Origin of the sequence: Sphingobacterium sp. ML3W (genome assembly GCF_000747525.1) — a bacterium.
In the GTDB taxonomy this organism is placed as follows: domain Bacteria; phylum Bacteroidota; class Bacteroidia; order Sphingobacteriales; family Sphingobacteriaceae; genus Sphingobacterium.
In genome coordinates, this window is record NZ_CP009278.1 from 109,089 (window position 1) to 135,265 (window position 26,177).

The following is a 26,177-nucleotide window of genomic DNA, read 5'->3' on the forward strand; positions in this document are numbered from 1 at the left end:
GACCGTATGGATCAACCCTTTTTAATTTCTTTCGATTATAACTTAATTTCCTCGTCTTTAGTATTAAAGAAATGAAATTCAGTTAAATAATATGAAGTAACTGGAACAACCTTGATCCATTTTTGAAACTTCAAAAACCATTTTATTCTTTTAGAAATAAAGCCTGACTTAATGAAAGCGGCAATATAAGGATGCACACATAGTGATATTCCTTTTTCATTTTGTTCTTGAAGAATAAAACTTAAATTATTTTCTATATCATCCATTAGGACAATACTCGACCGGATTTCACCAGTACCATCACAAGCGGGACATTTCTCATTTGTAACGATATTCATTTCTGGCCTAACACGTTGACGCGTTATCTGCACTAATCCAAATTTACTTGGCGGCAATATTGTGTGTCTCGCGCGATCCGTCGCCATACATTCTTTCAAAAAGTTGTATAGCTCTTTTCGATGGGTTGGTTTATGCATATCGATAAAATCGACCACAACTATACCTCCCATATCTCTTAAGCGCAATTGACGCGCAATTTCTTTTGCTGCTTCCATATTAACCAGGAGTGCATTATCCTCTTGGTTCTCTTTATTAGCAGAACGATTACCACTATTTACATCGACAACGTGAAGTGCCTCAGTGTGCTCGATTACGAGATAGGCACCACCTTGCAATGTAACAGTTTTTCCAAAAGCAGCTTTGATTTGTTTCTCAACCCCAAAGTGGTCAAAAATTGGTTCTTTATGTTTATAAAGTTTTACAATTTTTTCTAAATCAGGAGAGATGTCTTGGACATAGGATTTTGTCTCTTCATATATAACCGGGTCATTTACATGAATATGTGTAAATTCATCGGTTAATAAATCACGTAGAATGGTAGAAGCTCTATCCATTTCACCTAATACTTTTTGAGGAGGTTCCGCTGTCCGCAGTCGCTTGGTAAATAGTTCCCACTTAGAGATTAGATCCAATAAATCTTTTTGCAGTTCGTCTACGCCCTTTCCTTCCGAAACCGTACGAATAATCACTCCAAAATTAGGAGGTTTTATCCCTTCGACAATCTTCTTAAGGCGAGTACGTTCATTACTTCCTTTGATTCGTTTGGATATGGAAACCGCACTTGAAAAAGGTACCAGTACGACAAATCTACCTGCAATAGATAGATCGGAGCTCAAACGAGGTCCTTTTGTTGATATTGGTTCTTTTGCGATTTGAACTGGTAAAAGCATGTTTTTGCTTAAGATATCAGATATCTTACCGGCCTTATCGATGTCTTTTTCAAGTTTTAAACTATTGAGCAGTTTCTCTTGATAACTGCCATTCTTTACTATTCGAGTAAGTTTAAGCAAAGATTGAACCTGAGGACCTAAGTCCAAATAGTGGAGAAAAGCATCTTTTTCGTATCCAACGTCTACGAATGCTGCATTTAATCCCGGCATTATTTTTTTTATCCGTCCAAGATAGATATCTCCAACTGAAAAATTATTGTTAACCGTTTCCCTATTTAGTTCAACAAGCTGCTTATCTTGTAGCAAAGCAATAGTAACTCCTTTTTCAGGAGTAGAATCGATAATTAATTCCTTTACCAACAGCTACATATTTACGATACAAATTAACATACGCTGCTAATCCTAATGTATCTGATTAAACACTTAAAGAACGTTTTTTATAAAAAAAAACAATCTACACGCAATAAATTACGTGTAGATTATCAAACTTCAATACAATTATTGTGTCATTTTCATACAGCAATAATCTACTGGAGCCTTATACAAGAAAGACTATTTTTTCTTGTGTCTATTTTTTCTTAAACGTTTTTTACGTTTGTGAGTAGCCATTTTGTGTCTTTTTCTTTTTTTTCCGCTTGGCATAGCTAATTTTTTTTAAATGATTATAAACTAAATTAATTACTTACTCAATTCTTCGATCTTGCGATCGATAAATTGTGAAAGGGAAGGGTCAGCAGCCAATTGCTTACTTTGTTTGAAAGCAGCAACCGCGTCACTTTTCATCCCGATATTTTCATAGCCTGTGGCTAAATAAAAGTAAGATTCCGCATCTGGTTTCAATTCAATAACTGTTTTGAAACGTTCAATCGCTTTATCAAACTGGCGAGATTGTAACGAAAACAATCCCAAAGTTTTGTTTGCTTCTACATTTTTTGGATCTGCTTGAACCACTTCACGAAGTAAAGCAATCCCTGCCATTGGGTTATTTGTACCCGATACCATTGCAGCTCCTAATCCTGTTTTCGCTTCTAAACTAGCAGCATTTAATTTCAAAGCTGCTTCGTAAGAACGAATTGCATTTTGAGTTAAAACGTTTGCTAAAGTAGAGTCTTGTAAGTTTGTGTAGGCAGTACGATAAAACTCTCCTGCTTTCAACCAGTACTCATATTTTGGAGAAATTTTAGCCATTTCTTCATAAATGAATCCTTGAGGAATAGGTTTTGCTAAATCATCCCACTTACCCGCCAACTTTTGAAGTAAAGAAATCTTTTCTTCTCCAGATGACTTTGTAATTTGGGTCTCAATATCGGAAATATCTTTGATTAAATTTGCATCTAATCCCTGTTTTGTCATTAACGATACGTTTTCCAAATTAATTTCAGAAGAAGATTGCTCTGTTTCACTCGTTTCTTCCTTGTCGTTCACCAAACCCTTAATAGGTTGTGCCAATAAAACTGCAACTAATGCTACAGCCACGCCTACTACTATAATTTGTTTGGTTTTTGCCATTTTAATCTGTTTTTAAGATTACTTATTGCCGTTTTTTACTTTCTCAACAAATACTTTTGCTGGTTTGAAGCTTGGAACGAAATGTTCAGGAATGATAATCGCTGTGTTTTTAGAAATGTTTCTAGCAGTTTTTTCAGCTCTTTTTTTAACAACAAAGCTACCAAAACCTCTCACGTATACATTTTCTCCACCCACCATTGCGTTTTTAACAACTTTGAAGAACGCCTCTACGGTCTCTTGAACATCTACCTTCTCTAAGCCAGTTTTGTTAGAGATTTCTGCAATAATTTCTGCTTTAGTCATATCAATTTTACTGTAATTATTTATTTCTCAACCTTTAACCAAATATACTTTGGGGTTGCAAAAGTATCTCTTTAAAATGACGTTTGGAAATAATTTTACCATTTTTTTTATTTTAAATTTATTCCAAAGGAGATCATTTACAACCGCTTAGCCGAAATATAGGGCTAAATCCATTTTTCAAAGAAGCACAAAAATACACTTTATTACTGAATATCAAACCTTTAATTTCATTTTTATCATTCCACGTGAAACAAATGATAAGACTATGACTTAACTATTTCGGCACTTATTATACCTGCTATTTTTTTTAAATCGTCATCAACGTGCAGGCTTGTTACGACAATTCTATTCAAAAGTGGGTCGGTTTCCAATGGATAGGGAAAACTTGAAATTAGAAAGCCACTTTGCACCAATTTCTGGTACAATTCTGGTTCTTCAGAACTAAAAACTGGAAAATGATGGATATGATTCAAGCTCTTACCCCCCAAACTTGCGAAAAGTTGAATATTGTTCTGAAGCTTTTCGAACGCGGCTAAATAAATTTCTTGTGAATGAATAAACGCATATAAAGACGCCGGAGAAGCAGGGGAGGCACCCGTGTAAAATGGTGATTTTCGAAATTGCGTGATCCGTTTTGTTGAAGACAAAATTATACCTGCATCCGTTCCCAAACCTTTGGCCAAGGATGCCACGACGACAACCTCAATGGTAGATTGGTCAAATATGGACAAATCAATAGAAACATTATTCTGACGAACCACACCGATCTCATGTGAATCATCGATTAACAAAATCACCTTTTTCCTTGGATCAACCTGCAGTAAGGGGCTAAAATCATAATACGCAGGCCCCATATTATCCAATGCATTGCTCACGATAACGAATGTGTCTTCATCTGAGTGATTGATTTTTTTAACGATGTTTTCCATCCATACATGCATTTCTCCGATTACATTCGGATTGGTGCCATACCACAAAGCAGGATGTGTATGAGGAGCATATAGAAGTTCTCCAAAAGAAAAAAGAGATTTCACCGCTAATTGTGTAGCAAGATAGCCGCTAGACAACATCACCGCATCCTCAAAACCAAATCGCATAGCCGCCACTTCTTCTGCTTGATTAAAAATACCTAGCTGAATATTGTTATTTCGAGAAGTTCCATTATTCAGTCCATATATCGACAATCCCTGTTTATATAAATCGATATAGTCTTCATTGACCAACAGCCCTAGGTAGGCTGTACCACCAAAGAAAAGGTAGTCTTGGCCGCTTTCAGTAATCACCCGACCAGTTGGTTGGTGCAGGTTCGTAAAGTCTTTCATTATTTAAATCTCACCATAAAATTAAACGGTTATTACTATTTGCTATTCAAAACATATTGCTCTTACTGCAACTCAAGAGCAGAGATTTTCATTAAAGGTTGAGTTTATAGTTGAGCGGAATATTAAATCGTAGAGCAGCTGAAAAGCCCTTTAATGGCAGGTAATCTTGTTTATCAGCAATTGAAAAGCCATATCCAAAATCGAGGTCTACCAGTGTCACCAAGGTAACACCCACTTTAGGAGTAAACGTATAGGGGGTAATTTCGGTTCTCACAAATGGCGCTATTACCCATGATTCGGGATAAAATGAGAGTGCCAATTCCGGAATGACGGCAAATTTTTTCTGTGTCCATGTGAAATTTGCGGTAACATCTGTTTTCAAAATATTTTCGCCTAAAATAGCAACTGCAAGATATCCACCTGTTTTTATGCTACTTCCTTTTTGGTATTGATAGCTTACCGTAGGGCCATACAAAATTTCCTGTGCTTTTGTTGGATTAGAGATACTGATAAATGAAATCAAAAACAGTGTATTAACTATAAAACTCTTCATATTAAAAACTAATATAGATGATAGTTTAATGGAATATTGACACCTAAAGAAAGATTAACACCCTTGATCTGCTTAAAATTATTCTTGGTATTGATATCAAATCCATAACCTACGCCAAAATCAATAAGGGAGAAAATACTAAGGCCAACCTTTGGCGTTACGGTATAGGGTGTCAATTCAGCTTTCACAAAAGGAAGTAGAATAAAGTCATTGACGTAATATGTAAATCCGACCTCAGGAATAACTGTTGTCTTTCCTTGCATCCAGGTGAAGTTAGCTCCAGCATCGATTTTCATATACTGCGATTCATTCGGTGCAAATAAGCCCCAAGCAGAAGCTTTCAGGAAACTGCCGCTTTGATATTGGTATCCTATCGATGGACCAAATATCCAATTATTATGTGCGGGTAAAGGATTGTTTTGCGCTACTAAATTCAGGCAAGACAACAACCCTATAAAAATGAAAGTAAATCCTTTTATATTCATCTAGCTAAAATACGAACTATAACCATTAATCATTATCTCCAAAACAATTAATGTCTAAAAACGTTTGGTTGAGCATGTAAAAAAGAACGGGGTTACTGACCTAATATGTCAATAACCCCATTCCACACTTGCTTAAAAAACTCTTCACAAGATGAATCAATATCGGAGAATCATTCGAATGAACATGGGTAAGCTCCATATCACGAGCAGTACCCTTGTGGTTTATTATTTCCAGATTTTAGCATCGATACTTTCTTTCTGTGTAGCTTTCAAGTCAGGGAAGAAGGTAAAACCAGTAATTTGCTCCAATTCATTTACTGTCATTTGATAGGCTTCAAATTTGGTTGAACTCGGCACTTCATTATCCATCTTATAAGCAATGGTATAATAGTTACTTCCTTTCTTCATTGCTAATGCCTTAAAGTAATATTTAGGTTTCGCTATATCGGCCTTATTATTATCCAGTATGTAATCAATTGCTGGATTGGTCGACGTAGTGGGCATAGCTCCAGTAACCACATACATAGTATCGCATTGTGCTGTCCAAGTTCTCACCTTGGTCTCCAAGTTTGCCCATATTCCTTGATTTAACCGAGAGACCTGTGCCGTAATATTAGAAAAGTAAAACGTGGTTTTATTTTGAGCCGTACTGAAATTACGATCTGCGCTCGGCAATTGATGCCCTCTATCATAACCCGCTGAAGAACCAAAGCCTTTAAATAAACTCGGTTGAAAAGCTGAGGAAATTTCGGGATCATATTGCCAGCTATCGGTACGCTTCGCATTTCCCAAATAACTTTTATGCATCGGATATGCTACCCAATAGGCCATTTTTTTAGTTTTATCATAGAGCATCGCATAATTACGACGTTTTTGATCATCAGGCAAAAAATGTTGGATGAAAACCTCGCCCTTATTCAATGATTCCATTTTTGGAATCTCCAGAAAGGGCTGCGACAACACAACACCATCACCGGCTGAACCATTATCGATATGAGCTTCGTAAAAGTAACGTTTACCTTTTCCTAAGACAGGTACTTTAGGTAACTTCCACGTGAAACGATCACCATGTTGTGTCAAAAACTGGATTTTTTTATCACTCAGCTTTTCACCAGGCAATAAGGTAAAGCCTATCGTCACCGTACCATCATTATTATCCGTTACATTTCCTTTGATTGCTTTTTTACTTGTACTGTTTACTGTCAATTTACCATTCGCCAAATCAAATCCACCTTGTGTATGCACATTTGGCATCATCACCTCCAACTCATCGTACTGTGACTTTTCTCCATTTGTAAACATCAATTTAATGTAAACTTGACTCAATTGACGCTCAAACCTTAACGAAATATTCGTCTCTCCCATAACCACAGCCTTCGCGTTGTTGGCATACATCAGGTCCAATGCAGCAGGATTGGATTGATCGGTCACATCAACAGCATATTGGTCATCTGTGATAGTGCCATGGGGATAATAAGCTATAAAATCCACCGCTTGTGCAGGTAGATAGGTATTGGCCTTACTTTTAAAGCGATCTCCATAGAAGGTGAACACCTGATTATATACTTGGTTGACTATGGTATTCGACTGAAGCTTCTTTCCAGACTCGAACATAAACACGCCAATTTTATCAGCTTCTTCCCAAGTCGTACCTGAGGCTCGGTCATCAACATGCGCAACAATGGTAGCGGTAAATTGCACAGCGGCCTCATCCGTGATAAATGGATTTTTTCGACAGGCGTTAAAAGCAAAAAATAAAAATAATAAAACGTAGATAACAGCAGATAAGCGATTAAAGAAAACGCGAATAATTTTTTTGAGCATAGTTATTTAAGATAGTGTCGTGTGTTAAAATGTGGGGTAAAATTAGTTAAGAAATATCGGTTTAAAGCTGTTTTTTTAAGGTTACACAGCCGCTTATACATCAAACACTTACGTCTTCGGTTTACAAAAAACAGCAAGATAGCACCCTAGATTAAGACCTATACAGCAGCAGCCCAAGCTGAATTATCGACTACGAAGAAAATTTTCATCACTTAAAACACCAGCAAACCAAAATCAATACCTATTGTTTAATAAAAATCATCGTAACAACAATATGATAGAAAATTTACCCTTTTATCTCAGTTTAGTTATTGCCATTGTCTTATTGATTATGTTGGCAAACAAGATCAAGGTTGCCTATCCGGTTGTCCTTGTTATCGCTGGTTTATTGATGAGTTTCATCCCCGAATTACCCGTCCTGCATATAGACCCTGAAATCATTTTCTATATCTTCCTGCCACCCTTACTTTACGAGGCCGCTTGGTCTATTTCATGGAAGGAGTTATGGCGATGGAGACGCATCATTAGTAGTTTCGCTTTTGTCGTAGTCTTTCTAACTGCGTTATCTGTGGCTTTTTTTGCCAATTATTTTATTCCTGGATTTTCTCTTGCTTTAGGATTTTTATTAGGTGGAATTGTTTCACCTCCTGATGCCGTAAGTGCAAATGCCATCTTAAAATTTGTGAAAGTACCCAAGAGCATGTCTTCCATATTAGAAGGAGAGAGCTTGTTAAATGATGCTTCCTCTCTTATTATTGTTCAATTTGCCTTACTAGCTGTAGGTACGGGTCAGTTTATCTGGTACGATGCTGCTACAAGCTTCGGCTGGATGCTCATAGGCGGTGTTGGTATTGGCTTATTGGTAGGTTACATCTTTATGAAAGCTCATAAATACCTTCCAACAGATACGAATATGGATATTATCCTAACGCTGGTAGCACCGTTCATGATGTATATCGCTGCAGAGGAGGTCCACAGCTCTGGCGTATTGGCAGTTGTCAGCGGTGGACTACTGCTCTCTAACAAGCGTCATTCATTTTTAAGCAGCTCCTCCCGATTACGGGGCATCAATGTTTGGCAGAGCCTCGTATTTTTACTCAATGGTCTTGTCTTTCTATTGATAGGTCTAGACTTACCCGAGATTACATCAGGTCTTGAAGGCGTCAGTATTTCGGTCGCTATTGGTTATGGTTTACTGGTGACAGCTGTACTTATCCTAGTCCGCATTTTAGCAGCCTATGGCGCCATTCTTGTTACTCTTGTCATGCGAAACTTTATTCAAGTTGCGCAATATGAAAATCCAGGTTATAAAACCCCACTTATCATGGGCTGGTCGGGCATGCGTGGCGTGGTGTCTTTGGCTGCAGCTTTACTGATACCTGTTTCTATTAATGGACATCCTTTTCCGCAGCGCAATTTGATTCTTTTTATCACCTTTATCGTCATATTAACGACACTACTTTTACAGGGACTGACCTTGCCTTACTTAATCAAAAAGATGAAAATCAAGAGTTTTATAACTTATCTACCAGACGAAGAGGCCAACCAGCATATTCGAACAGGATTGGCAAAACACACGATACAACACCTCAATGAGCATTATAGCACCCAATTCCAACAGAATAAAGTCCTACAACAAATTGCCGTAAAATGGGATGAAAATATGGCCTCAGATGCAGACTTAGAAATCCCTCATGATATCAAATTTATTTATCTGGAATTGCTCAACGAACAACGACAATGGTTACTTGCAAAAAACAAGGAAGATCAAAATTTTGATGAAGATATCATTCGAAAGCATCTCTATAAAATTGATTTGGAGGAAGAGAAATTACGCTTTTTCTAGACTTATTTACTTTTCTTCTTATACCGTTTATAATTACCGACTTTTTCGTACTCCAATACGTCCTCTTGGCAGTATCCTGTGAGGTAAACAGAGAACTTATTACTATCGTTTTGATCTGATTTTAGTTCCGTAATTACATCCGAAACCCGTCTTGGCGTATCAAAAAAAGTAGAGTTATTCACCAGTTTATCTAACCTTTGTGTGACTTCGATTCGATGTTTCGAGTCCGGATTAAGCGCATTCAGAGGCGTAAGGTCGATATCGTATTCAAATAATGTTCTCGGTTGCAAATTCAGCGCACGGCATATTAACAAAAAGTTATGCAAAGTCGTACCTTTTCCCTTTTCAATACGCGCAATGGTATTAATAGTAAGTCCAGTCATATACGCTACATCCTTTTGGGAATACAAGAGGCTTTCCCTACTCAAACGCAACTCTAGGCCTAATTTTACTATAATCTTTTCATTTATTCTTGACACGAAACAAATAAAATAATTATTTGCGCAAAATAATCACAAATAAAAGTGTAAATATATTTGCATGAATGATTTCCAACTATTATATTTGTATGACCAAGGCTAATCATTCTGGTCCTTCAGGGATCAAACCAGAATTAAGCAATCAGTCTATAGCTCCATGATTGGAGCTATAGCTACTGAAACAACCAACTTGGACAAGAATACGCATAGATTAAAAAATTATGATAAATAACAATTAGTTTGATAACCATTTTATCCTACGGCTAAATTAACCAATTATAATCCGCCGGAGTATTCCGTCAGAGCCGAGGATTCACGAGAATTAAAATTACTGGACTGTATTGCTAAGCATTATTTGAGATCATTTATGTAGGTCCATTAGCATAACATCCTCAATAATTTGCTCTTTGACATATTGGTATTGATAAAAATCGAGGCTTCTTGTGAAGCCGTAAGGTGAGGGGCATACCACTCACTAAATACTTTAAATTTTCTCGTCATCCATTTTTACTTCGCTTTAGTATTTGCATACGCATACATTAGCGGACCTAAATTGGAACATTTATTCATAAAAAGATCATCTGTAATACCGTGTTATATGTATGTCAAAAGTATATCGGCAAACACATAATTAGGGTCTACTCATATTGGTCTTGTTTAAGACGCCTAATTTTAAAGCGATACACAATTATGTTTATGTTTATTCTTAGCCATAAACAGCCATCATCTTTAACTGAAATTGAACGCGTACAAATTGTAGTTCAATAGATCAAAAAACTAGGACACGCATTTAACACGAGCTTATTCGAAAGACCCTTCACTATTTTCGCTTCCATCTAAAATGGAAATAATCCACCCATGTCTAGCAATCTCCCGCCACATGGGACAATGAGGCTTCTTGTGGAGCCGTAGGATGAGCGCAACTGCTGCTCATTAAATACCTTCTGTATGGTGTGGCATATAATAGGCCATTATTTGTCACCTTTATATATGAAATAGTATATACAACAAAGGACTTCGTACATATTACATTGACCTAGTAATTTTCGCTGCTTATAATTATTCTAGCTTCGTTTTTATATACGGCAATGCTAAGTAATAATGAAAATTGCTAAATGAGGAGCAAATGAAGGGTAATATACAACTAGGTTCTTACTGGATAATAAACCTTTTTACAGTAGCGACTATCACATTAAAGGAGTAACATATTAGCACATAATATCAAACAGGGAGGCTTCTTGTAGAGCCGCAGGGTGAGGGCACTAGCCACTCATTAAATACTTTTCAAGGCCATCTTTATATGGCACACGATGTTCATAATTGCAGCAAGTCATCCATAGAACTTAACTTGACTAATTGGTTCTGCATGAGACGTATCCTTTTTCGAAAGTGTTACGCAAAAGTTGGCTCCTACATCGCGAACTTCTCATGGTGTTGATGAGCAAGGTAGATAGGAGGGGCAACAGCACACGCCCCTTCCTGCTACCGCAATACTTATCTGCGACTGAACAAAAAGGAATTTACACCTTTGAAAAGTCAATAAACGAGATTTATAACTTATGAGCTTATTGGCCAAGTATAATCAATAAGCTGGGTTAACGAGATATGCTCATGTCTCTCCAGTTACAGTATATACAATCATGCACTATTTATTATTAAAAGGTTAGCTAGTTAGCGGGTTAGATTTTTCCACTCTTATTAAATATATAAATAAATAACGAGGCTTCTTGTAAAGCCGTAGGGTGAGGGCATTTGCCACTCGCTAAATACCTGCCAAGACTTAAAATATTATCGTAAGTTTTATAACAAAGCTACATGTTGAAAGGGATATACAATGATCAAGTACAAGCTATCTCCAAAAGAATAGGTACTAAGCAAATGCTACAAAGTACACTTAAAAGAACATGCTTATTTCCTAAAGCTTGGATGGCATATACAACATTGAATTTTGAGTTAAAAAATTGACTGCATCATGCATAACCACAACATTAAAAGGACTCTATATCAAAAATATCCTGAAAACATCAAAAAATAAATGCTAAATACGCTCAATACCAATACGTTTATTCATAAAGCAGATCACACTTAGGCAGCTTAAGCTCTCTGTAACACCTGATGCCGAAACTGTTCTAAGTGTTATTGATTTTCAACGCTATATAAATCGAAATATGAACAACATTTACGTAAAGAAAAGTATTAAAAATCAAGTGATATTACTCAATCAGGGAATAGAAAAAGGTTTGTCTTTTTTCTATACGCGCTATTTCTCGTATTTCTACCTACGCGCTACACGCGCTACCCAAGATCCATGCGCCTCGAAATCAATCACTCAGGAAGCTTTTCTTCGACTATGGCTATTCCGCGAAAATGTTTATTCAGATAATGATATCTTTCTTTTTCTAAAAACGCAAGTCAAGTCAGCTATTCACATTTTCTTTAGCAAAAGTAGAAATCGCTTTCACCGCAGTCTCCTTCAACTGGATGCCGTAGATAATTACCAAGAGTTTCTTGCTGGCTATGAACTGGAAGAGGAAGAAGAGGAGAATTTGATCTACCTCGACCAGCTGGAAGATGAAAAAAAGGAAAAGTTGGACAAACTCAACAAATTGATTCCTTTTTTAAACATCGAGCAGCAACTATTTATTAAACTCTGCCTACAATATAGCTTCAACTATGAACGTATCGCTTATTATCTTGGTGGTATATCGGATTATGAGGTGAGTCTACAAGTAGAAAAAACTATTAATACCTTAAGGGCGATCTTTAAAAATGCCGATAAGATGGACAGGATAACGCGATCTCGTAAAGTTGTACTGGAAGGAAAACTGAGTCCTGAACAATCCGAAATATTCCACATGCGCTATGAGCTGCAACTGTCATTCGATCAGATAGCACAAGAATTAAAGTTAAACTCTACGACTGTAAGAAAACTTTTTATCGAAGCGCATAGCAGGATAAAACCGTCTAAACAAATCGCTTAAAACAATGCATTATGGCTAATGATACGACTATACTAACGCGTAAGATCCAAATTTTCATCGATTGTGATGATAAGGAAAAAAGGATAGCGTATTTTAAAAAGCTGTTCGAATGGCAAGACATTGTTTTTCGAGGGGCAAATCTGGTATTGACCCATCAGTATGTACAGGAAAACCTAAAAGATCTTATCTACCTCCAAACAGAAGTTAAAGTAAAACTAGCGGACAATGATACCGACAAAGAGGGCATCTTGAACACCTCTCGTATGAATACGACTTATCGCTTGCTCTCCAGCTATTTCAAAGGCCTGATTCCAACCGATATCCTATCCAAAGTCAATACAGCATTGATTAAAAACTTTCAATCTGACCGTCTGGAATATTGGAAAGGCACAAGGTCTCTTCGCAATTATAAGAAAGATATGCCTATTCCATTCTCTTCAAAAGCTGTTAAATTAAGTAATGACGAGCATGGACGCGATTTTAAACTTGATTTATTTAAAATTCCTTTTCGCACCTATCTTGGCAAAGACCGTTCTGATAAGCGTGTACTGCTACAGCGTGCATTAGTAGGTCAAATCAAGGTATGTGCCAGTTCCGTCAAAATTGTGAAAGGGAAGATATTTTTACTCTTAGCATTAGAAATCCCTACAAAAGAACATATGCTTCAGGAGCATATTATTGCCGAGGCCTCACTATCCGTGGAGCACCCTATTTCTGTAATGATCGAAAAAGACAATTATCAGATCGGTACCAAAGAAGAATTTCTATACCGTCGTATAGCGATACAAGCAGCACGGCACCGCCTCCAAAAGGCATCTTCCTATAACAAAGGGGGAAAGGGAAGGAAGAGAAAACTCAAAAGCTTAGATCATTACAATCAAAAGGAGAAAAATTATGTTGACAGTAGGCTTCACCTCTACAGCCGTAAACTTATTGATATCTGCATCAAATCTCAAGCAGGCACGCTCCTATTAGTCAATCAATCCAACAAAGAAGAAATGGCAAAAGAGGACGAGTTCTTACTTCGGAACTGGAGCTATTATGGTCTCATCGAAAAGATTAAATATAAAGCCAAAATGGCAGGAATCAATGTTATTATCGAATAATTACGCTACTGATTATCAATAGAGTGGAAATGTATTTAGACTTTAGGGTAGTGTGAGAATATATTCGCAGTACGCAGCCGGACTATATACAATATTAAAACTGGCTCATGATGAGTTTATATGCGGACAATACCTTTGTGTCCATACCATGATATCCACTAGGGTATCTGGTAGACGCATTTGATTATGACACTCTAATAGTAAAACATGAAGACAGCAATTCGAAACAATTGGACGAAGGAAGAAATTCAACACATATATGATAGTCCCCTCTTAGAACTTGTATTTCAAGCCGCTACCATCCATCGTGAATATCATGATCCTAACGCGGTTCAAGTATGCACGTTGTTATCAGTCAAAACTGGGGGCTGCCCCGAAGATTGTTCCTACTGTGGGCAAGCTGCACGCTACCATACCGATATCACTGTTCAAGCGCTATTACCGACCGAAACTGTTATGGCTCATGCTCAAAAAGCAAAAGATAACGGTTCTACACGATTTTGCATGGCGGCAGCCTGGAGAGAAGTACGTGATAACCGCGATTTTGACCGCCTCATAGATATGGTAAAGGGTGTGAATGACTTAGGTCTGGAAGTGTGCTGTACACTAGGTATGCTGAGCGAACAACAAGCTATTAGGCTCCAAGAGGCTGGCTTATATGCTTACAACCACAATCTAGATACTTCAGAACAGTATTATGATGAGATTATTTCTACCCGTACGTTTGATAACCGCATCAACACCATCAATCATGTGCGAAAAGCTGGAATTACCGTTTGTTCTGGCGGTATTATTGGATTAGGAGAGTCCCATAAGGACCGTATATCGATGCTTTTGACCTTAGCTACGATGTCGAAGCATCCCGAATCTGTTCCTGTAAACGCGCTCGCACGTGTAAAAGGAACGCCACTTGAAAATAATCCAAAAGTCGAGATCTGGGATATGGTCAGAATGATTGCAACAGCCCGTATTGTGATGCCTAAAGCCATGGTGAGACTAAGCGCAGGTCGTATAGAAATGAACGAAACAGAACAGGCATGGTGCTTTATGGCCGGAGCCAATTCCATCTTTACGGGTGAACAGGAGACACTATTGGTCACCCCCAATCCAAGTGTATCCGAGGACATGAAGATGTTCCAGACGCTAGGCTTGAAGCCTATGATAAAAGAAGTGAAGGAGAAATCATGCACAAGCCTTAAAACAGGATAATAACGTTAATTGACCCCCTATACACAGCTAAAAGGGGTGGCGGTATACTAATGAGACCGTTGGGAAATATTATTTATCTCGTTCCTCCTTACTGTATAAGCGATGTAGATCTAGATTATATATACGAGGTAATTACGGTCGCTTTACACCTATAATAAGGGTGTATTTAATAAATAAGAGGGTGTTTATTCTCCTTCTTATTTATTAAATACCATCTCAAAATAATGCTTTTAAAGCAGCGCTAGACGCATCCCAAGCGAAATATTTGCCTTTAGAAACTATAAACAATAGCACATATCTTCTTCCTAATAGCGCTACTCCATTATCATCTGACGATAAAAGAGCAGAACGTTTCAATTAACTTGAAGGCTGTTTAAGGGATGTTTCCATCGATATTTGAAGCTTCAAAAATATGTAAATCTGATAATTTTGACATAAAAAACAGTCAAAAACCTAAATTGGAACTCACAAGTTAAAATAAGTAATAATATTTCATACTATTATAAACTTAAAAATGTATGTTTGCACACATACAAAAGAGCGATAGTATGAGTTTGTCATCTATCACGTAATTATAGTAAAAACAATCCAAACAAGATGTCTATTACATACAACGAACGTTTCTTTCTCCTGTTTGAGGATTTAAAGAAAAAAGGCGAATTAAAAACATATGTAGAACTCGGTAAATTAATCAACGAATCGAAAGCTGGAATCAATGATTTAAAAACTGAGCGAAAAAAAGTGAGTATCCAACACATTCATGATATGAAAATATCATACAATTCCATCAATACGGACTATCTAATAGGCGCTAGTAATCAGTTGTATTTGTCGGCAAACGAAATTCCTCAATTAACCACGACGACAATTTCAGATAACTCGGGACAGCAAGAAACGATACTCGCGCTCAAAGAAACCATCGAGGCAAAAAACGAAACCATCGCCGTGCTAAAAGCGCTCTTAGCTCACAAGAAATAAAGTGCTAAAAATATTAGCTAAAAAAAGAGCTGTTTTTCAAAGAATAAAAAAACAGCTCTTTTGAACTTTTTTTAATCTGCACCGATACCCTCCATCAACTTCGACTGTTAAATTTTCTTACCCCTGAAGTCAGCTTTTATTTGGACGATTAGATTCAAAGATCATATGTCATCTTTCAAATACCTATTCTTCAAAATCCCAACAGTTTTCGTAATTTTATTTATCAGGACATGATAGTTAAGAACGGTATTTTCAAAATTTGTTCGTAAACTTAGGGCATCAATCTAAATCAATAATATGCGTGTAGGATTATTTATCCCTTGTTATATCGACGCCATTTATCCGGAAGTGGGTGTCGCTACACTAGAACTTCTGGAACGCTTAGGAGTGGAGGTCGTCGTACCCTTAAATCAGACGTGCTGCGGACAGCCCATGGGTAACGAGGGTGACCAAAAAAATGCTGCTTCTTCGGAACAACTTTTCTGTGACAACTTTGAAAGCTTTGATTACATCGTAGGACCAGCAGGAAGCTGTGTCAAGCATGTGCGCATGCACTTTGATGCCATTCCACAAACTGACAAAGTACAGCATGTGCGGAAAAGCACCTATGAACTGGTCGAGTTTCTAACCGATGTTTTAAAGGTGAAATCATTCCCTTGGGCTACATACAACCACACAGTGGCCATCCATAATAGTTGTAGTGCTATCCGTGGTCTACATATACAATCCCGCTCAGAATGGCAAGAACCTTATTTCAATAAAACGGAACAGTTGCTGAGCATGGTAGAAGGGGTGACCATCAAACAGATTAGCCGTCCAGATGAATGCTGTGGCTTTGGTGGCACATTCTGCGTCACAGATGAGGCCGTAAGTGTCAAGATGGGACAAGACAAGGTTGCGGATTATATGAATCATCAAGTAGAATGCATCGTTTCGCCCGATATGTCTTGTCTCATGCACCAAGAAGGCATCGCTAAACGCGGAAAAGCTCCTCTGCAATTTGTACATATAGCGCAGGTATTGAATAATGGTCCCTTTTAAAAGAACGTTAAAATGAGTAAAGTTAGAGTTGACCAAAATGCGGCTGATTTCATCTACATGGATGATATACACCAGCCGACACATGATAAAAACCTTTGGAACGCACGTATGAAACGTGACCTGGCGGCTTCGGGCATTCCAGAATGGGAACACATGCGCGATCTAGCCTCACAGATAAAAGAGCATACGCTCACGCATCTAGATCAATATGTAGCCCAATTTGTAACGGAAGCGACAAAACGTGGCGTAATCGTTCATTTTGCAAAAGATGATGTAGAACACAACCAGATTGTATATGATATCCTAAAAAGCCATAATGCGACCAAAATAGTTAAGAGCAAATCGATGCTGCAGGAAGAGTGTGAAATGGGGGCATTCCTTGAAGCGCGGGGCATCGAATTAATCGAAACAGATCTTGGAGAGCGCATTCAACAGCTATCGGGGGAGATGCCTAGCCACATCGTGATGCCTGCCATCCATAAAACAACGGCAGATGTCGCTGAACTTTTTGCACGAACAATAGGTACTGATCCGAATGAAGACGATCCTCTTCAATTGACGGAAGCCATGCGGAATAATGCCCGTCCCAAATTCTTAGAAGCGCATGCTGGTCTTACTGGAGCTAATTTTGCGATTGCGGAAACAGGGGCTTTTGTCGTGTGCACCAACGAAGGAAATGCAGATCTAACGGCAAGCATACCACCACTTCATATCGCCAGTATCGGAATAGAAAAAATACTTCCGAAATCAAGAGATTTAGGATTATTTATCCGCCTGCTATCTCGTAGTGCACTGGGGACTCCTGCGACTCGATATACCTCGCACTTTATGGGCCCTAGAGAACCGGGTACTGAAATGCATATTGTACTGACAGATAATGGCAGAAGTCGACGCTTGGGAATGGAGGATTTTTGGAAATCTTTGAAATGTATTCGCTGTGGCGCTTGTATGAATACCTGTCCTGTATACCGCCGCAGTGGTGGTTTAGCATATGGAGCCACTTACTCAGGTCCGATCGGAATCATTATCGACCCAACCTTTGATGAAACAAAATTCAGCGAACTACCTTTCCATTCGTCGTTGTGTGGTTCTTGTTCGGAAGTCTGTCCTGTACGCATTAATATTGCAGAGCAAATAGGATTATGGAGACAACGGATGGTAAAAATCAATGAATCTTCAAAAGCACTTCACTATGCCTTTGGCGCAGTAGAAAAAGTATTTGCTAATCCAAAATTATTCAGATTGGCAGAAAAAGCAGCTTATTACGGTATGAAGCTCACTCCGAACTGGGTATTATATAATAAAAAACTAAATGCCTGGGGAATACATCGCGAATTGCCAGAAATCAAAAAAGAAACTTTCCGTGATTGGTACATTAAAAATAGATTGAAAAAATGAGTTCATTAGACGAATTATTAGCGGCTATCCGTCAAAATCTTCCTGATCAAAAGGTGGATTACCCAGAGTTGCCGACTTTTGAAAAGCAAGGTACAAATCTGAAAGAACAATTTATCGTAAATCTTGGGCTTGCGGGAGGGGATACCTATGATGTCTCCAGCATTGCTGAGGCACAGCAAATCATGCGCGATACCCTTCCAAATGCAGCGGTTACTTGTTCTGCTACACTAGAATGGGAGGGGAACAAAAAACTCACGGCTATCGCACACCCTCGAGATTTAGACGATGTAGACCTTGGTATCATCAGAGCGGAATTTGGCGTGGCGGAAATGGGTATGGTCTGGTTGACTGAAAATTCGCTGCAGGTGAACTCCCTTGGATTTTTATCACAACATTTGGCTATTTTACTAGATCCTGATTTAATTACAGAAAATATGCACACAGCATACCGAGAGATTGATTTTAAAGCTTCGACCTACGGTTGTTTTGTGATGGGCCCTTCGGCCACAGCAGATATCGGAGCTTATTTGGTGCGTGGTGCACAGGGGGCTCGAAGTCTAACCGTATTCTTCTTGAAACCAAGCGAGTAATGGTCTAAGAATTCAATTGTCTTGTTATATGCATTTGCATAAGAGGATACACACAATAAAAGGGAACATCGTATACCCTTCTAATAAAAATAGCAGACCCCACTGGGGTCTGCTATTTTTATTAGAAGGGGTCTTGTTATTTCAAATCCTTTAATATTTCCTGTACAGCTCTTTCCAACTGTGGGTCTTTATCTTCAGTTCTATCCTGTATGGTATTTTTAACAAGGATATCAGGAGCTACACCTGTATATTCCAAATCTTTACCATCTAATGTATAACAACCCCATGCAGGTAAACGATAGCTCGAACCATCTACCAATCCTTTTGCTGAAGTGAAAATAATCCATCGGTAGGTTTCGTTTCCGATGATTTTCCCTAGTTTCAACTCTTTGAATCCTGCTGCGGTCATCTCTGCGTCACTTAAAGACTGTTCATTGATCAAGAGAACTATCGGCTTTGCTGCAGGCGCAAAATTACTTTGTGGTGCCATCTGACCTCCGCGATACTGCCATTTCAAATAAGGGCGCTGCGAAAGAAAGCGCAACACCTCATCATGAACATTGCCTCCTGTATTATAACGAAGATCTAATATTATTCCATCTTTATTATTTTCCTGCTCGGCCATATCAATCAAAAAACGTTGTAACTCTGATCCAGACATATTTTTCATATGCGAATAAGCAATACGGTTCTTACTCCATTCATCTACTTTCCCACGATTGCTTTTCATCCATTCATCATAAATGAGATCCTTAAATGCTGTACTTGACAAAGGACGAATATTGACCTGCATCTCCTTACCCGACCGCTTTACTGTTAATTGTATTTCTTCAGCTAGGGATGGCCATGTAAAATAAGTATCACGATCTACTTTTGGATCTATTTTTTGACCATTGATAGCGATGATTTCATCACCTTCTTTCAGATTGATTTCCTTACGTGATGCTGGACTATTAGCAACTACACGAGCTATGTGAAAAGGATTGTCCTGCTGAAATAACACTCCGATTTCATTGGTCACATATCCAAATGGTTTGCGCTCTTCAACTCCCATTGAAGTAAAACCTAAGTGAGAAGAATTCAATTCGCCCAACATATCATTCAATAAAATCCTTAAATCGTTGCGGTCATTGACTCCTGTAAGATAGGGTTCATACTTTTTTTTCATCGCAGCCCAGTCGATGCCATGAAATGTACTATCATAGTAATTCTCCTCTAAACCAGCCCAAGTTTCATAAAACATTTGCTTAAACTCGTTCTCCAAATCACGGTTAAATCTGAAATTGAAGCTTACGCCGTCCAATTTATTTTGTTCGAGATTGTATTTTTGAATCGTACCCTTATTCAGTATAAAATATTTCCCGTTAGCCTCCGTAAACTGAGCGATTCCTCCATCGATTACTTTCTCCGTTTTGGTACCCTCAAAAGGTTCGTAAATGGTTCGGTATAATCCGTACTTTCCTTCATGATTAGACGAGAAGAACATATAGTTCTTTTCTCCTTTTTGGATCGTTATAGGGTCCGACTGTGTTCCAAAAGCTGGACTTACTTGCTCAATTCGGTCACGTAAGCCCTTTATATCTATTGTAATCAATAGTTTCTTTTTATCCTGCTCTACTGTTGAGTCTTTTACCTTTTCTTCACTTCTACCCTTATCGCGGTTTTTATCATCAAGCTTTTTTTCCGATACAGAATCTTTCTTAACAGGTTGGCTAAAAAGTTCGTCGAATTTATTGCTTCGATAAGGTTCGTCAAAATTCTCCAATGCCATTCTGAAAATACTCGAATTCTGCATTCCTGTAGGGAAAGCTGGTTTCGTACGGTTACTTGCGAAATAGATATATTTTCCATCTGGAGACCAAGAAGGGGAGGTTTCGCTCACTCCGGTATTGGTCAAGTTTATGGTTTGATCTGTGCTCAAATTATGAACAAAAATATCTTGTTCGAAATTGCGAATGGCCGTAAATAGGATATACCTTCCGTCTGGAGAAAAGGATGGAGTAGCATTTTGAAAGCCCCAAAGCTCATCTTTTACAACTGTCTTACTTTTTAGACTCGCCAAATCCAATACCCGCACCTCATCTCGACCACTTAAATAAACCGCTTTTGACAAATCTGGGCTAAATGCAATCTCCCTGTTATTGCGGAGATCCTCTGTCAGTTGCTTCACTTCACCAACACCATCCGCCCTCCGACTGTACCAATTGAGATAGCCCTGATAAGTTTGACTATAGAGTAACGTTTTGCTATCCTTCAGCCATTTCACCTCCATAACACGCTGACCTTGACTAGGCATTTGGCGAACAAACTTCCCTTCGCTGTCGGAAACAAAGAGCTCCCCTCTGGAAACAAAGGCCATCTTTTTACCATCTGCAGCAACGTCAAAATAACTAATGCTGTTATTGACATTAAATTCTTTACTCTTACTCAGTACCTGATTTCTACTTAAGGCGATGGTTGGTTGCGTCACCTTTTTGGATGCAACATCATAAAGGAAAATTTGGTATCCTTTTTCAAAAGCTATTGTTTTACCATCTGCAGCTACATATGGTCTTTTGATCGACTCTGAGAATTTTGTCAAGGCCACCGGCTTGTCATTTCGAATCTGATACAGGTTATATTCTGAGTTCTCTTGATCAGAAACAAAATAAATAGTTCCATTTTGATCAACAGTAGGCCAAAAATCTTTTCCGTTATAATCTGTGTATTGCTTAAATGCTTTAGTTTTGGGATTGTATGATTTGATATCTGGATTGAATGCTCCTTTATACCGCTTTCGATTGGCTGAACTATAGCCTTCCCAACTATCGTTGAATAACAACTCGCCGGATGGTGTCTCTACAACTTGACTGATGTAATTAAAAAAATGTGGGAATAAGCGTTTAGCGGTACCACCAGTTGCACTTACTTGGTAACTGCTCATCCGATTGTAGCGAGTAGAGGTAAAGTAAACGGATTTACTATCCCAACTCCAGCTATCAATCTCATCAGATCCTTCATGATGGGTCAATTGTCTAATGTCACCGCCTGCTAATGGCATAATATAAATATCCATATTGCCATTTTGATTCGCTGAAAAAGCCAGCTGTTTACCGTCTGGTGATATCCGTGGATTTATCTCATTCCCCTCCATCCCCGTTAATCTTACGGCAACTCCGCCCTCAACTGCTACTTTCCAAAGGTCACCTTCAAAACTAAATACAAGAACTTTCCCATCTGGACTTAGTGTGGGATGTGATAGAAATGTGGGTTGTTGCTGCCCATAAGCAAACGTACCGCCACTAAAGGCCAGACAGGCACCCATTAATAATTTTTTAATCATACTTTTCAGGAGGCTAATTGATTTTTGCCCTATAACAAAGTTAATCACGAACCTCCTAAAAAACGATATTATTTGCTAGGTATTTGCAATATTACAAAAGCAGAATATCTCTTTTACAAAAGACTAAACCACCGTTATATATTCACAAAAACTCGAAGCAACCCGTATATTTATTACATTATTACTTATGTGCTAATGGATTATGTCTTTTGTCCACGAAGCCACTCTTCTAGATTGTCTAACGCCATAGCGTACCCTTCTTGAAAACCCATATCAATCAGCTGCTTCATGTCTTCTTCTTTACTAGAAGTCAACACATTTACTAAATTCGTACCTTCTTTCTCTTCCAATCTGATTTCCCAATGCGTAGATGGGAAATCATTATTAACCCTTCCAGATTCATCACAAAACGCATCCGTTATAGCAAAACCTACTTGTGGTTTTATATCATGAAAAGTGATTAAACCCCAACTGCGTTCTCCTGCAGGGCCGCACATACAGTAGAGTCGCTGGCCTTCATTAGCAAACAGCATCTTTCGGGTTTCTGATTTCCATGGTTTTGGCGCCCACCACTTATCCAAAATAGCCGCCTCCGTCCACGCCTTCCATACCAATGGTAGAGGAGCGTTAAAATGACGGGTTATTTCAACTGATTTTTTATCCTTAGAAAAGGTAAAAGTAGCTTTATTCGAAGTATCCATAATAGATTGAATTAACTATGCATGTAAGGAAAAAATATCCTATTCCCATTTTATTGAACGGGAAAATCGATAGTTTGTTATAGTAAATAGTTGTTTTTTCGTAAAACTGTTTTATAAATTAACTGTTCTGTATCAATCAGTAACTATCAAAAGCTAATCAAAACACTAAATAAAATACCGTGTACAAACCAATCGCTGAAAAATTAAATTCTTCCATGTAACTTTGCTCACTCATAACCATCAACAATGGACGCAGCCTTAATAAACTCTGAAGAAGAGCTATATAAAAATCGCAATCGCATCCGGATTGCAGTATCACTATTTTACTTTTGCCAAGGTCTAGCATTTGCCTCTTGGGCAAGTCGTATCCCAATTATCAAGGAACGCTTAGCGCTCACTGAAGGTCAATTGGGAACGATTCTACTGATGTTGCCTGTAGGACAATTGGTGACCATGGCCCTATCGGGAAAATTGGTAACCACCTATGGTAGCGCTAAGGTTTTACGTATTGTAGCCATCATCTATGCGATGATCTTATGCTTGGTTGGATTTGCTCGTAATGCTTGGGAACTCGGAGCAGTGCTGTTTTTCTTTGGCGTTATAGGAAACATGTGCAATATAGCGGTCAATACACAAGGTGTAGCTGCTGAAAAAATTTTTAGAAAGTCGATTATGTCTTCCTTCCACGGGGCTTGGAGCATTGCTGGTTTTACGGGAGCACTTATTGGCTTGCTTACTATGAATATAGCGGTAGATACCATTCCTCATTTTATGATTATCTTCGTACTCATCTTAGCCAATACCCTTATAAACCAGCGTTATTTAATACCTGGTATTGCAACACAGGCTAAAAAAACTTCATTTTTCTCGAAACCAGAAAGCAGCTTGGTACAATTGGGCATCATTGGATTCTTTAGTATGGCTACAGAAGGAGCCATGTTTGATTGGAGTGGTGTATACTTTAAGGAAATTGTTCATGCTCCGGAGCATCTAATTATCGTAGGTTACGCCTCATTTATGGTGATGATGGCATTAGGTAGATTTATTGGCGATGCGGTCATCGTTAGGCTCGGTCGTAAACGTACATTACAAATTAGTGGAATATTGATGTTTTTAGGAATGATGACTTCCGTTATATTTCCATATTTCTATGTCTGTACGCTTGCCTTTATGATGGTAGGTATAGGTGTAGCCTGCAATGTTCCAACGGTATATAGTATGGCCGGACAAAACAAAGTAATTCCCTCAGGAGTGGCCTTAGCGATGGTGTCGAGCATCAGCTTCCTCGGGTTCTTAATGGGGCCACCGTTAATCGGCTATATTGCAGAACTGACTAGTTTACGTTATTCTTACGGCGTATTTGCTTTCTTTGGCATTATGTTGTTTATTATGGCATCGAAACTGAAAGTATTTAGACAATAAATGGCGAAAATTATTTATCAGAAAAACGAAATCAGCTCTTGAAATGTACAATTTCAAGAGCTGATTATTCATTAAGTAGCCCCGAGCAGAATCGAACTGCTATCTAATGTTTAGGAAACATCTATTCTATCCGTTGAACTACGGGGCCAAAAGGTTATGCAAATATTTTAAATATATCGCGCAATCCCAAACTTATTTCAAATAAAATATTGATAAAAAAAAGGAGAGAAAAAATACTGTGGGGGGAGAAGGATTCGAACCTTCGAAACCGAAGTAACGGATTTACAGTCCGTCCCATTTGACCGCTCTGGAACCCCCCCAGTATAATTTTGTGAAATATAAGGGCTTAAAATTTATTGAATCTCAATTCCCTTATGGAACGCTACAAAGCGTATCAATTTGTCTGATATATCCAAAATAATTTTTTCAAAAAAAATATCGATAAAAGTTATTGTTGCAGCAATGTAAAAATAGATTTTAACGATACCTCATTGATAAAATCGATTCGTTTTTACCCAATTTTCAGGTATCTTTGTATCAACAAAAAAGAAAGATATATTATGAGTTTTACAGGTAAAAGTTTTCCAAGCATCACCGTAGATGCGATCGATTATTTAGGTGATAATTTGCAAATAAACATTTTCGAAAAAGCAGTTCAAGAAGGTAAAAAAGTATTATTGTTTTGGTATCCAAAAGATTTCACTTTTGTTTGTCCAACAGAATTACACGCTTTTCAAGAGGCTTTACCAGAATTCGAAAAACGTAACACAATCGTTATTGGTGCATCATGTGACACGAACGAAGTTCACTTCGCTTGGTTAAATACTGCAAAAGATAACGGTGGTATCGAAGGTGTAACTTACCCAATTTTAGCGGATACTACACGTAACTTATCTTCTGTATTAGGTATTTTAGACATTAAAGAAGTAGAGCATCCAGAGTACGGTACTTTAGTTGAAGGTTCTGCAGTTGCTTACAGAGCTACATACTTAATCGACGAAACAGGTCGCGTATTCCACGAATCTGTAAACGATATGCCATTAGGTCGTAATGTAAAAGAATACTTACGTTTAATCGACGCTTATGCACACGTTCAGAATTTCGGTGAAGTATGTCCTGCTAACTGGGAAGAAGGAAAAGAAGCAATGAATGCGACTCGTGACGGTGTAGCTAGCTATTTAGCTGGTAACTAAAACAATACTTAAAGACTTGCACAAGTCTTTAACAAAGGGGATAGTCCTTATCCCCTTTGTTTATTCATCTTTCTCAATACATAAACATAATAATCATGGTACAAGAATTAGAAAACGATAATTTACAAGAAATTGTAAACAGCAATGATATAGTAATGGTTCAATATGCGGCTACTTGGTGTGGTAACTGTAAAATTATGAAACCAAAATTCAAAAAATTGGCAACAGAAAATGAAAATGTAACTTTCGTAATCGCTGATGCCGAGAAATTTCCAGAGTCTAGAAAATTAGCAAACGTAAATAACTTACCTACTTTTGCGGCTTTCAAAAATGGTAAATTAGTAAATCAAGTACAAACAAATAAATTTGACGCCTTAATCGACTTATTCAATGAAGCTTCCAGTAATTAAACATATCACAGAATTTATCGAGCAAAACGATGTTGACTATGTATTAGAAACTATTGAGACATTAGAATCTTTAGTTGAAGCGCCTTTAAAAGATGAAGAACTTGATGTAATAGGTGAGTTAATCTCTAATCTTTATGGTGCAGTTGAGGTCGATAAATTGGTCAAAGAAGGAAATAGCAAGAAAGACGCAATGAACATGTTTATGAAGCGTGTGCTAGGTTCAATCGATAAATAATTTTTATTTTAGCATTTAGTCTATCTAAGTTTCTGCAATAA

Annotated in this window: 22 protein-coding genes and 2 tRNA genes; 12 read left to right on the top strand and 12 right to left on the bottom strand. The window is 38.0% G+C overall.

The features are described from left to right. Window positions 1-35: 35 nt before the first annotated feature. The 7 genes from KO02_RS00545 to KO02_RS00575 form a co-directional block, all read right to left on the bottom strand. A complete protein-coding gene (locus tag KO02_RS00545) occupies window positions 36-1,589 on the bottom strand; it encodes a ribonuclease E/G (RefSeq protein WP_038694920.1) in 1,554 nt (517 codons plus the stop codon). A gap of 318 nt (window positions 1,590-1,907) precedes the next feature. Then, window positions 1,908-2,738, bottom strand: coding sequence for a tetratricopeptide repeat protein (locus KO02_RS00550; protein ID WP_038694922.1), 831 nt, complete (start codon window positions 2,736-2,738; stop codon window positions 1,908-1,910). An 18-nt stretch (window positions 2,739-2,756) separates the two neighbouring features. Then, window positions 2,757-3,041: an HU family DNA-binding protein gene (locus tag KO02_RS00555; RefSeq protein ID WP_021189241.1), complete on the bottom strand. Its 285-nt coding sequence runs from the start codon at window positions 3,039-3,041 to the stop codon at window positions 2,757-2,759. 263 nt (window positions 3,042-3,304) lie between these two features. Continuing rightward, complete coding sequence (locus KO02_RS00560) at window positions 3,305-4,363, bottom strand: aminotransferase class I/II-fold pyridoxal phosphate-dependent enzyme (RefSeq protein ID WP_038694925.1); 1,059 nt, start codon at window positions 4,361-4,363, stop codon at window positions 3,305-3,307. A 91-nt stretch (window positions 4,364-4,454) separates the two neighbouring features. Then, window positions 4,455-4,916: a hypothetical protein gene (locus tag KO02_RS00565; RefSeq protein ID WP_038694926.1), complete on the bottom strand. Its 462-nt coding sequence runs from the start codon at window positions 4,914-4,916 to the stop codon at window positions 4,455-4,457. A gap of 8 nt (window positions 4,917-4,924) precedes the next feature. After that, a complete protein-coding gene (locus KO02_RS00570; protein WP_038694927.1) occupies window positions 4,925-5,401 on the bottom strand; it encodes a hypothetical protein in 477 nt (158 codons plus the stop codon). A gap of 225 nt (window positions 5,402-5,626) precedes the next feature. Further along, window positions 5,627-7,225, bottom strand: coding sequence for a DNA/RNA non-specific endonuclease (locus KO02_RS00575; protein WP_051959703.1), 1,599 nt, complete (start codon window positions 7,223-7,225; stop codon window positions 5,627-5,629). A gap of 274 nt (window positions 7,226-7,499) precedes the next feature. Here KO02_RS00575 and KO02_RS00580 point away from each other — a divergent pair, with 274 nt between their 5' ends. Beyond that, entirely contained in the window at window positions 7,500-9,071 is a 1,572-nt protein-coding gene (locus KO02_RS00580; RefSeq protein ID WP_038694928.1) for a Na+/H+ antiporter, read from the top strand. A 2-nt stretch (window positions 9,072-9,073) separates the two neighbouring features. Here the strand turns inward: KO02_RS00580 and KO02_RS00585 are convergent, their stop codons facing one another. Then, entirely contained in the window at window positions 9,074-9,550 is a 477-nt protein-coding gene (locus KO02_RS00585) for a helix-turn-helix transcriptional regulator (RefSeq protein WP_038694929.1), read from the bottom strand. A gap of 2,168 nt (window positions 9,551-11,718) precedes the next feature. On the opposite strand from KO02_RS00585, the gene KO02_RS00590 reads away from it, so the two are divergent. From KO02_RS00590 to KO02_RS00620, 7 genes are all read left to right on the top strand, one after another. Beyond that, complete coding sequence (locus KO02_RS00590) at window positions 11,719-12,531, top strand: sigma factor-like helix-turn-helix DNA-binding protein (protein ID WP_038694930.1); 813 nt, start codon at window positions 11,719-11,721, stop codon at window positions 12,529-12,531. Between the two features lie 11 nt (window positions 12,532-12,542). Further along, on the top strand, window positions 12,543-13,637 hold the full coding sequence (locus KO02_RS00595; RefSeq protein ID WP_038694931.1) for a hypothetical protein: 1,095 nt from the start codon (window positions 12,543-12,545) through the stop codon (window positions 13,635-13,637). A 207-nt stretch (window positions 13,638-13,844) separates the two neighbouring features. After that, window positions 13,845-14,846: a biotin synthase BioB gene (gene bioB, locus KO02_RS00600; RefSeq protein ID WP_038694932.1), complete on the top strand. Its 1,002-nt coding sequence runs from the start codon at window positions 13,845-13,847 to the stop codon at window positions 14,844-14,846. 597 nt (window positions 14,847-15,443) lie between these two features. Further along, complete coding sequence (locus tag KO02_RS00605) at window positions 15,444-15,824, top strand: hypothetical protein (RefSeq protein ID WP_038694934.1); 381 nt, start codon at window positions 15,444-15,446, stop codon at window positions 15,822-15,824. Window positions 15,825-16,121: 297 nt separating this feature from the next. Then, entirely contained in the window at window positions 16,122-16,865 is a 744-nt protein-coding gene (locus KO02_RS00610; RefSeq protein ID WP_038694936.1) for a (Fe-S)-binding protein, read from the top strand. Between the two features lie 12 nt (window positions 16,866-16,877). Then, on the top strand, window positions 16,878-18,263 hold the full coding sequence (locus tag KO02_RS00615; protein WP_038694938.1) for a lactate utilization protein B: 1,386 nt from the start codon (window positions 16,878-16,880) through the stop codon (window positions 18,261-18,263). Then, complete coding sequence (locus KO02_RS00620) at window positions 18,260-18,853, top strand: lactate utilization protein C (RefSeq protein WP_038694940.1); 594 nt, start codon at window positions 18,260-18,262, stop codon at window positions 18,851-18,853. The genes KO02_RS00615 and KO02_RS00620 overlap by 4 nt, the downstream gene beginning before the upstream one ends. 136 nt (window positions 18,854-18,989) lie before the next feature. On the opposite strand, the gene KO02_RS00625 is transcribed toward KO02_RS00620, so the two are convergent. Then, window positions 18,990-22,175 carry a S41 family peptidase gene (locus tag KO02_RS00625; protein ID WP_038694942.1) on the bottom strand — a complete coding sequence of 1,062 codons (3,186 nt, stop codon included), beginning with the start codon at window positions 22,173-22,175 and terminating at the stop codon, window positions 18,990-18,992. Between the two features lie 200 nt (window positions 22,176-22,375). Then, window positions 22,376-22,876: an SRPBCC domain-containing protein gene (locus KO02_RS00630; RefSeq protein WP_038694944.1), complete on the bottom strand. Its 501-nt coding sequence runs from the start codon at window positions 22,874-22,876 to the stop codon at window positions 22,376-22,378. A 246-nt stretch (window positions 22,877-23,122) separates the two neighbouring features. Here KO02_RS00630 and KO02_RS00635 point away from each other — a divergent pair, with 246 nt between their 5' ends. Continuing rightward, window positions 23,123-24,298, top strand: coding sequence for an MFS transporter (locus KO02_RS00635; protein ID WP_051959704.1), 1,176 nt, complete (start codon window positions 23,123-23,125; stop codon window positions 24,296-24,298). Between the two features lie 76 nt (window positions 24,299-24,374). Here the strand turns inward: KO02_RS00635 and KO02_RS00640 are convergent. Next, window positions 24,375-24,446 (bottom strand) — tRNA-Arg (locus tag KO02_RS00640). Between the two features lie 91 nt (window positions 24,447-24,537). After that, a tRNA-Tyr gene (locus tag KO02_RS00645) sits at window positions 24,538-24,618 on the bottom strand. 240 nt (window positions 24,619-24,858) lie between these two features. On the opposite strand from KO02_RS00645, the gene KO02_RS00650 reads away from it, so the two are divergent. From KO02_RS00650 to KO02_RS00660, 3 genes are all read left to right on the top strand, one after another. Further along, window positions 24,859-25,491 carry a peroxiredoxin gene (locus KO02_RS00650; RefSeq protein ID WP_038694946.1) on the top strand — a complete coding sequence of 211 codons (633 nt, stop codon included), beginning with the start codon at window positions 24,859-24,861 and terminating at the stop codon, window positions 25,489-25,491. Between the two features lie 95 nt (window positions 25,492-25,586). Beyond that, window positions 25,587-25,901 carry a thioredoxin family protein gene (locus tag KO02_RS00655; protein WP_021189265.1) on the top strand — a complete coding sequence of 105 codons (315 nt, stop codon included), beginning with the start codon at window positions 25,587-25,589 and terminating at the stop codon, window positions 25,899-25,901. After that, window positions 25,882-26,136 (top strand): DUF6952 family protein, encoded by a 255-nt coding sequence (locus KO02_RS00660; protein ID WP_038694948.1) that lies wholly within the window; start codon window positions 25,882-25,884, stop codon window positions 26,134-26,136. The genes KO02_RS00655 and KO02_RS00660 overlap by 20 nt, the downstream gene beginning before the upstream one ends. Window positions 26,137-26,177 lie beyond the last annotated feature (41 nt).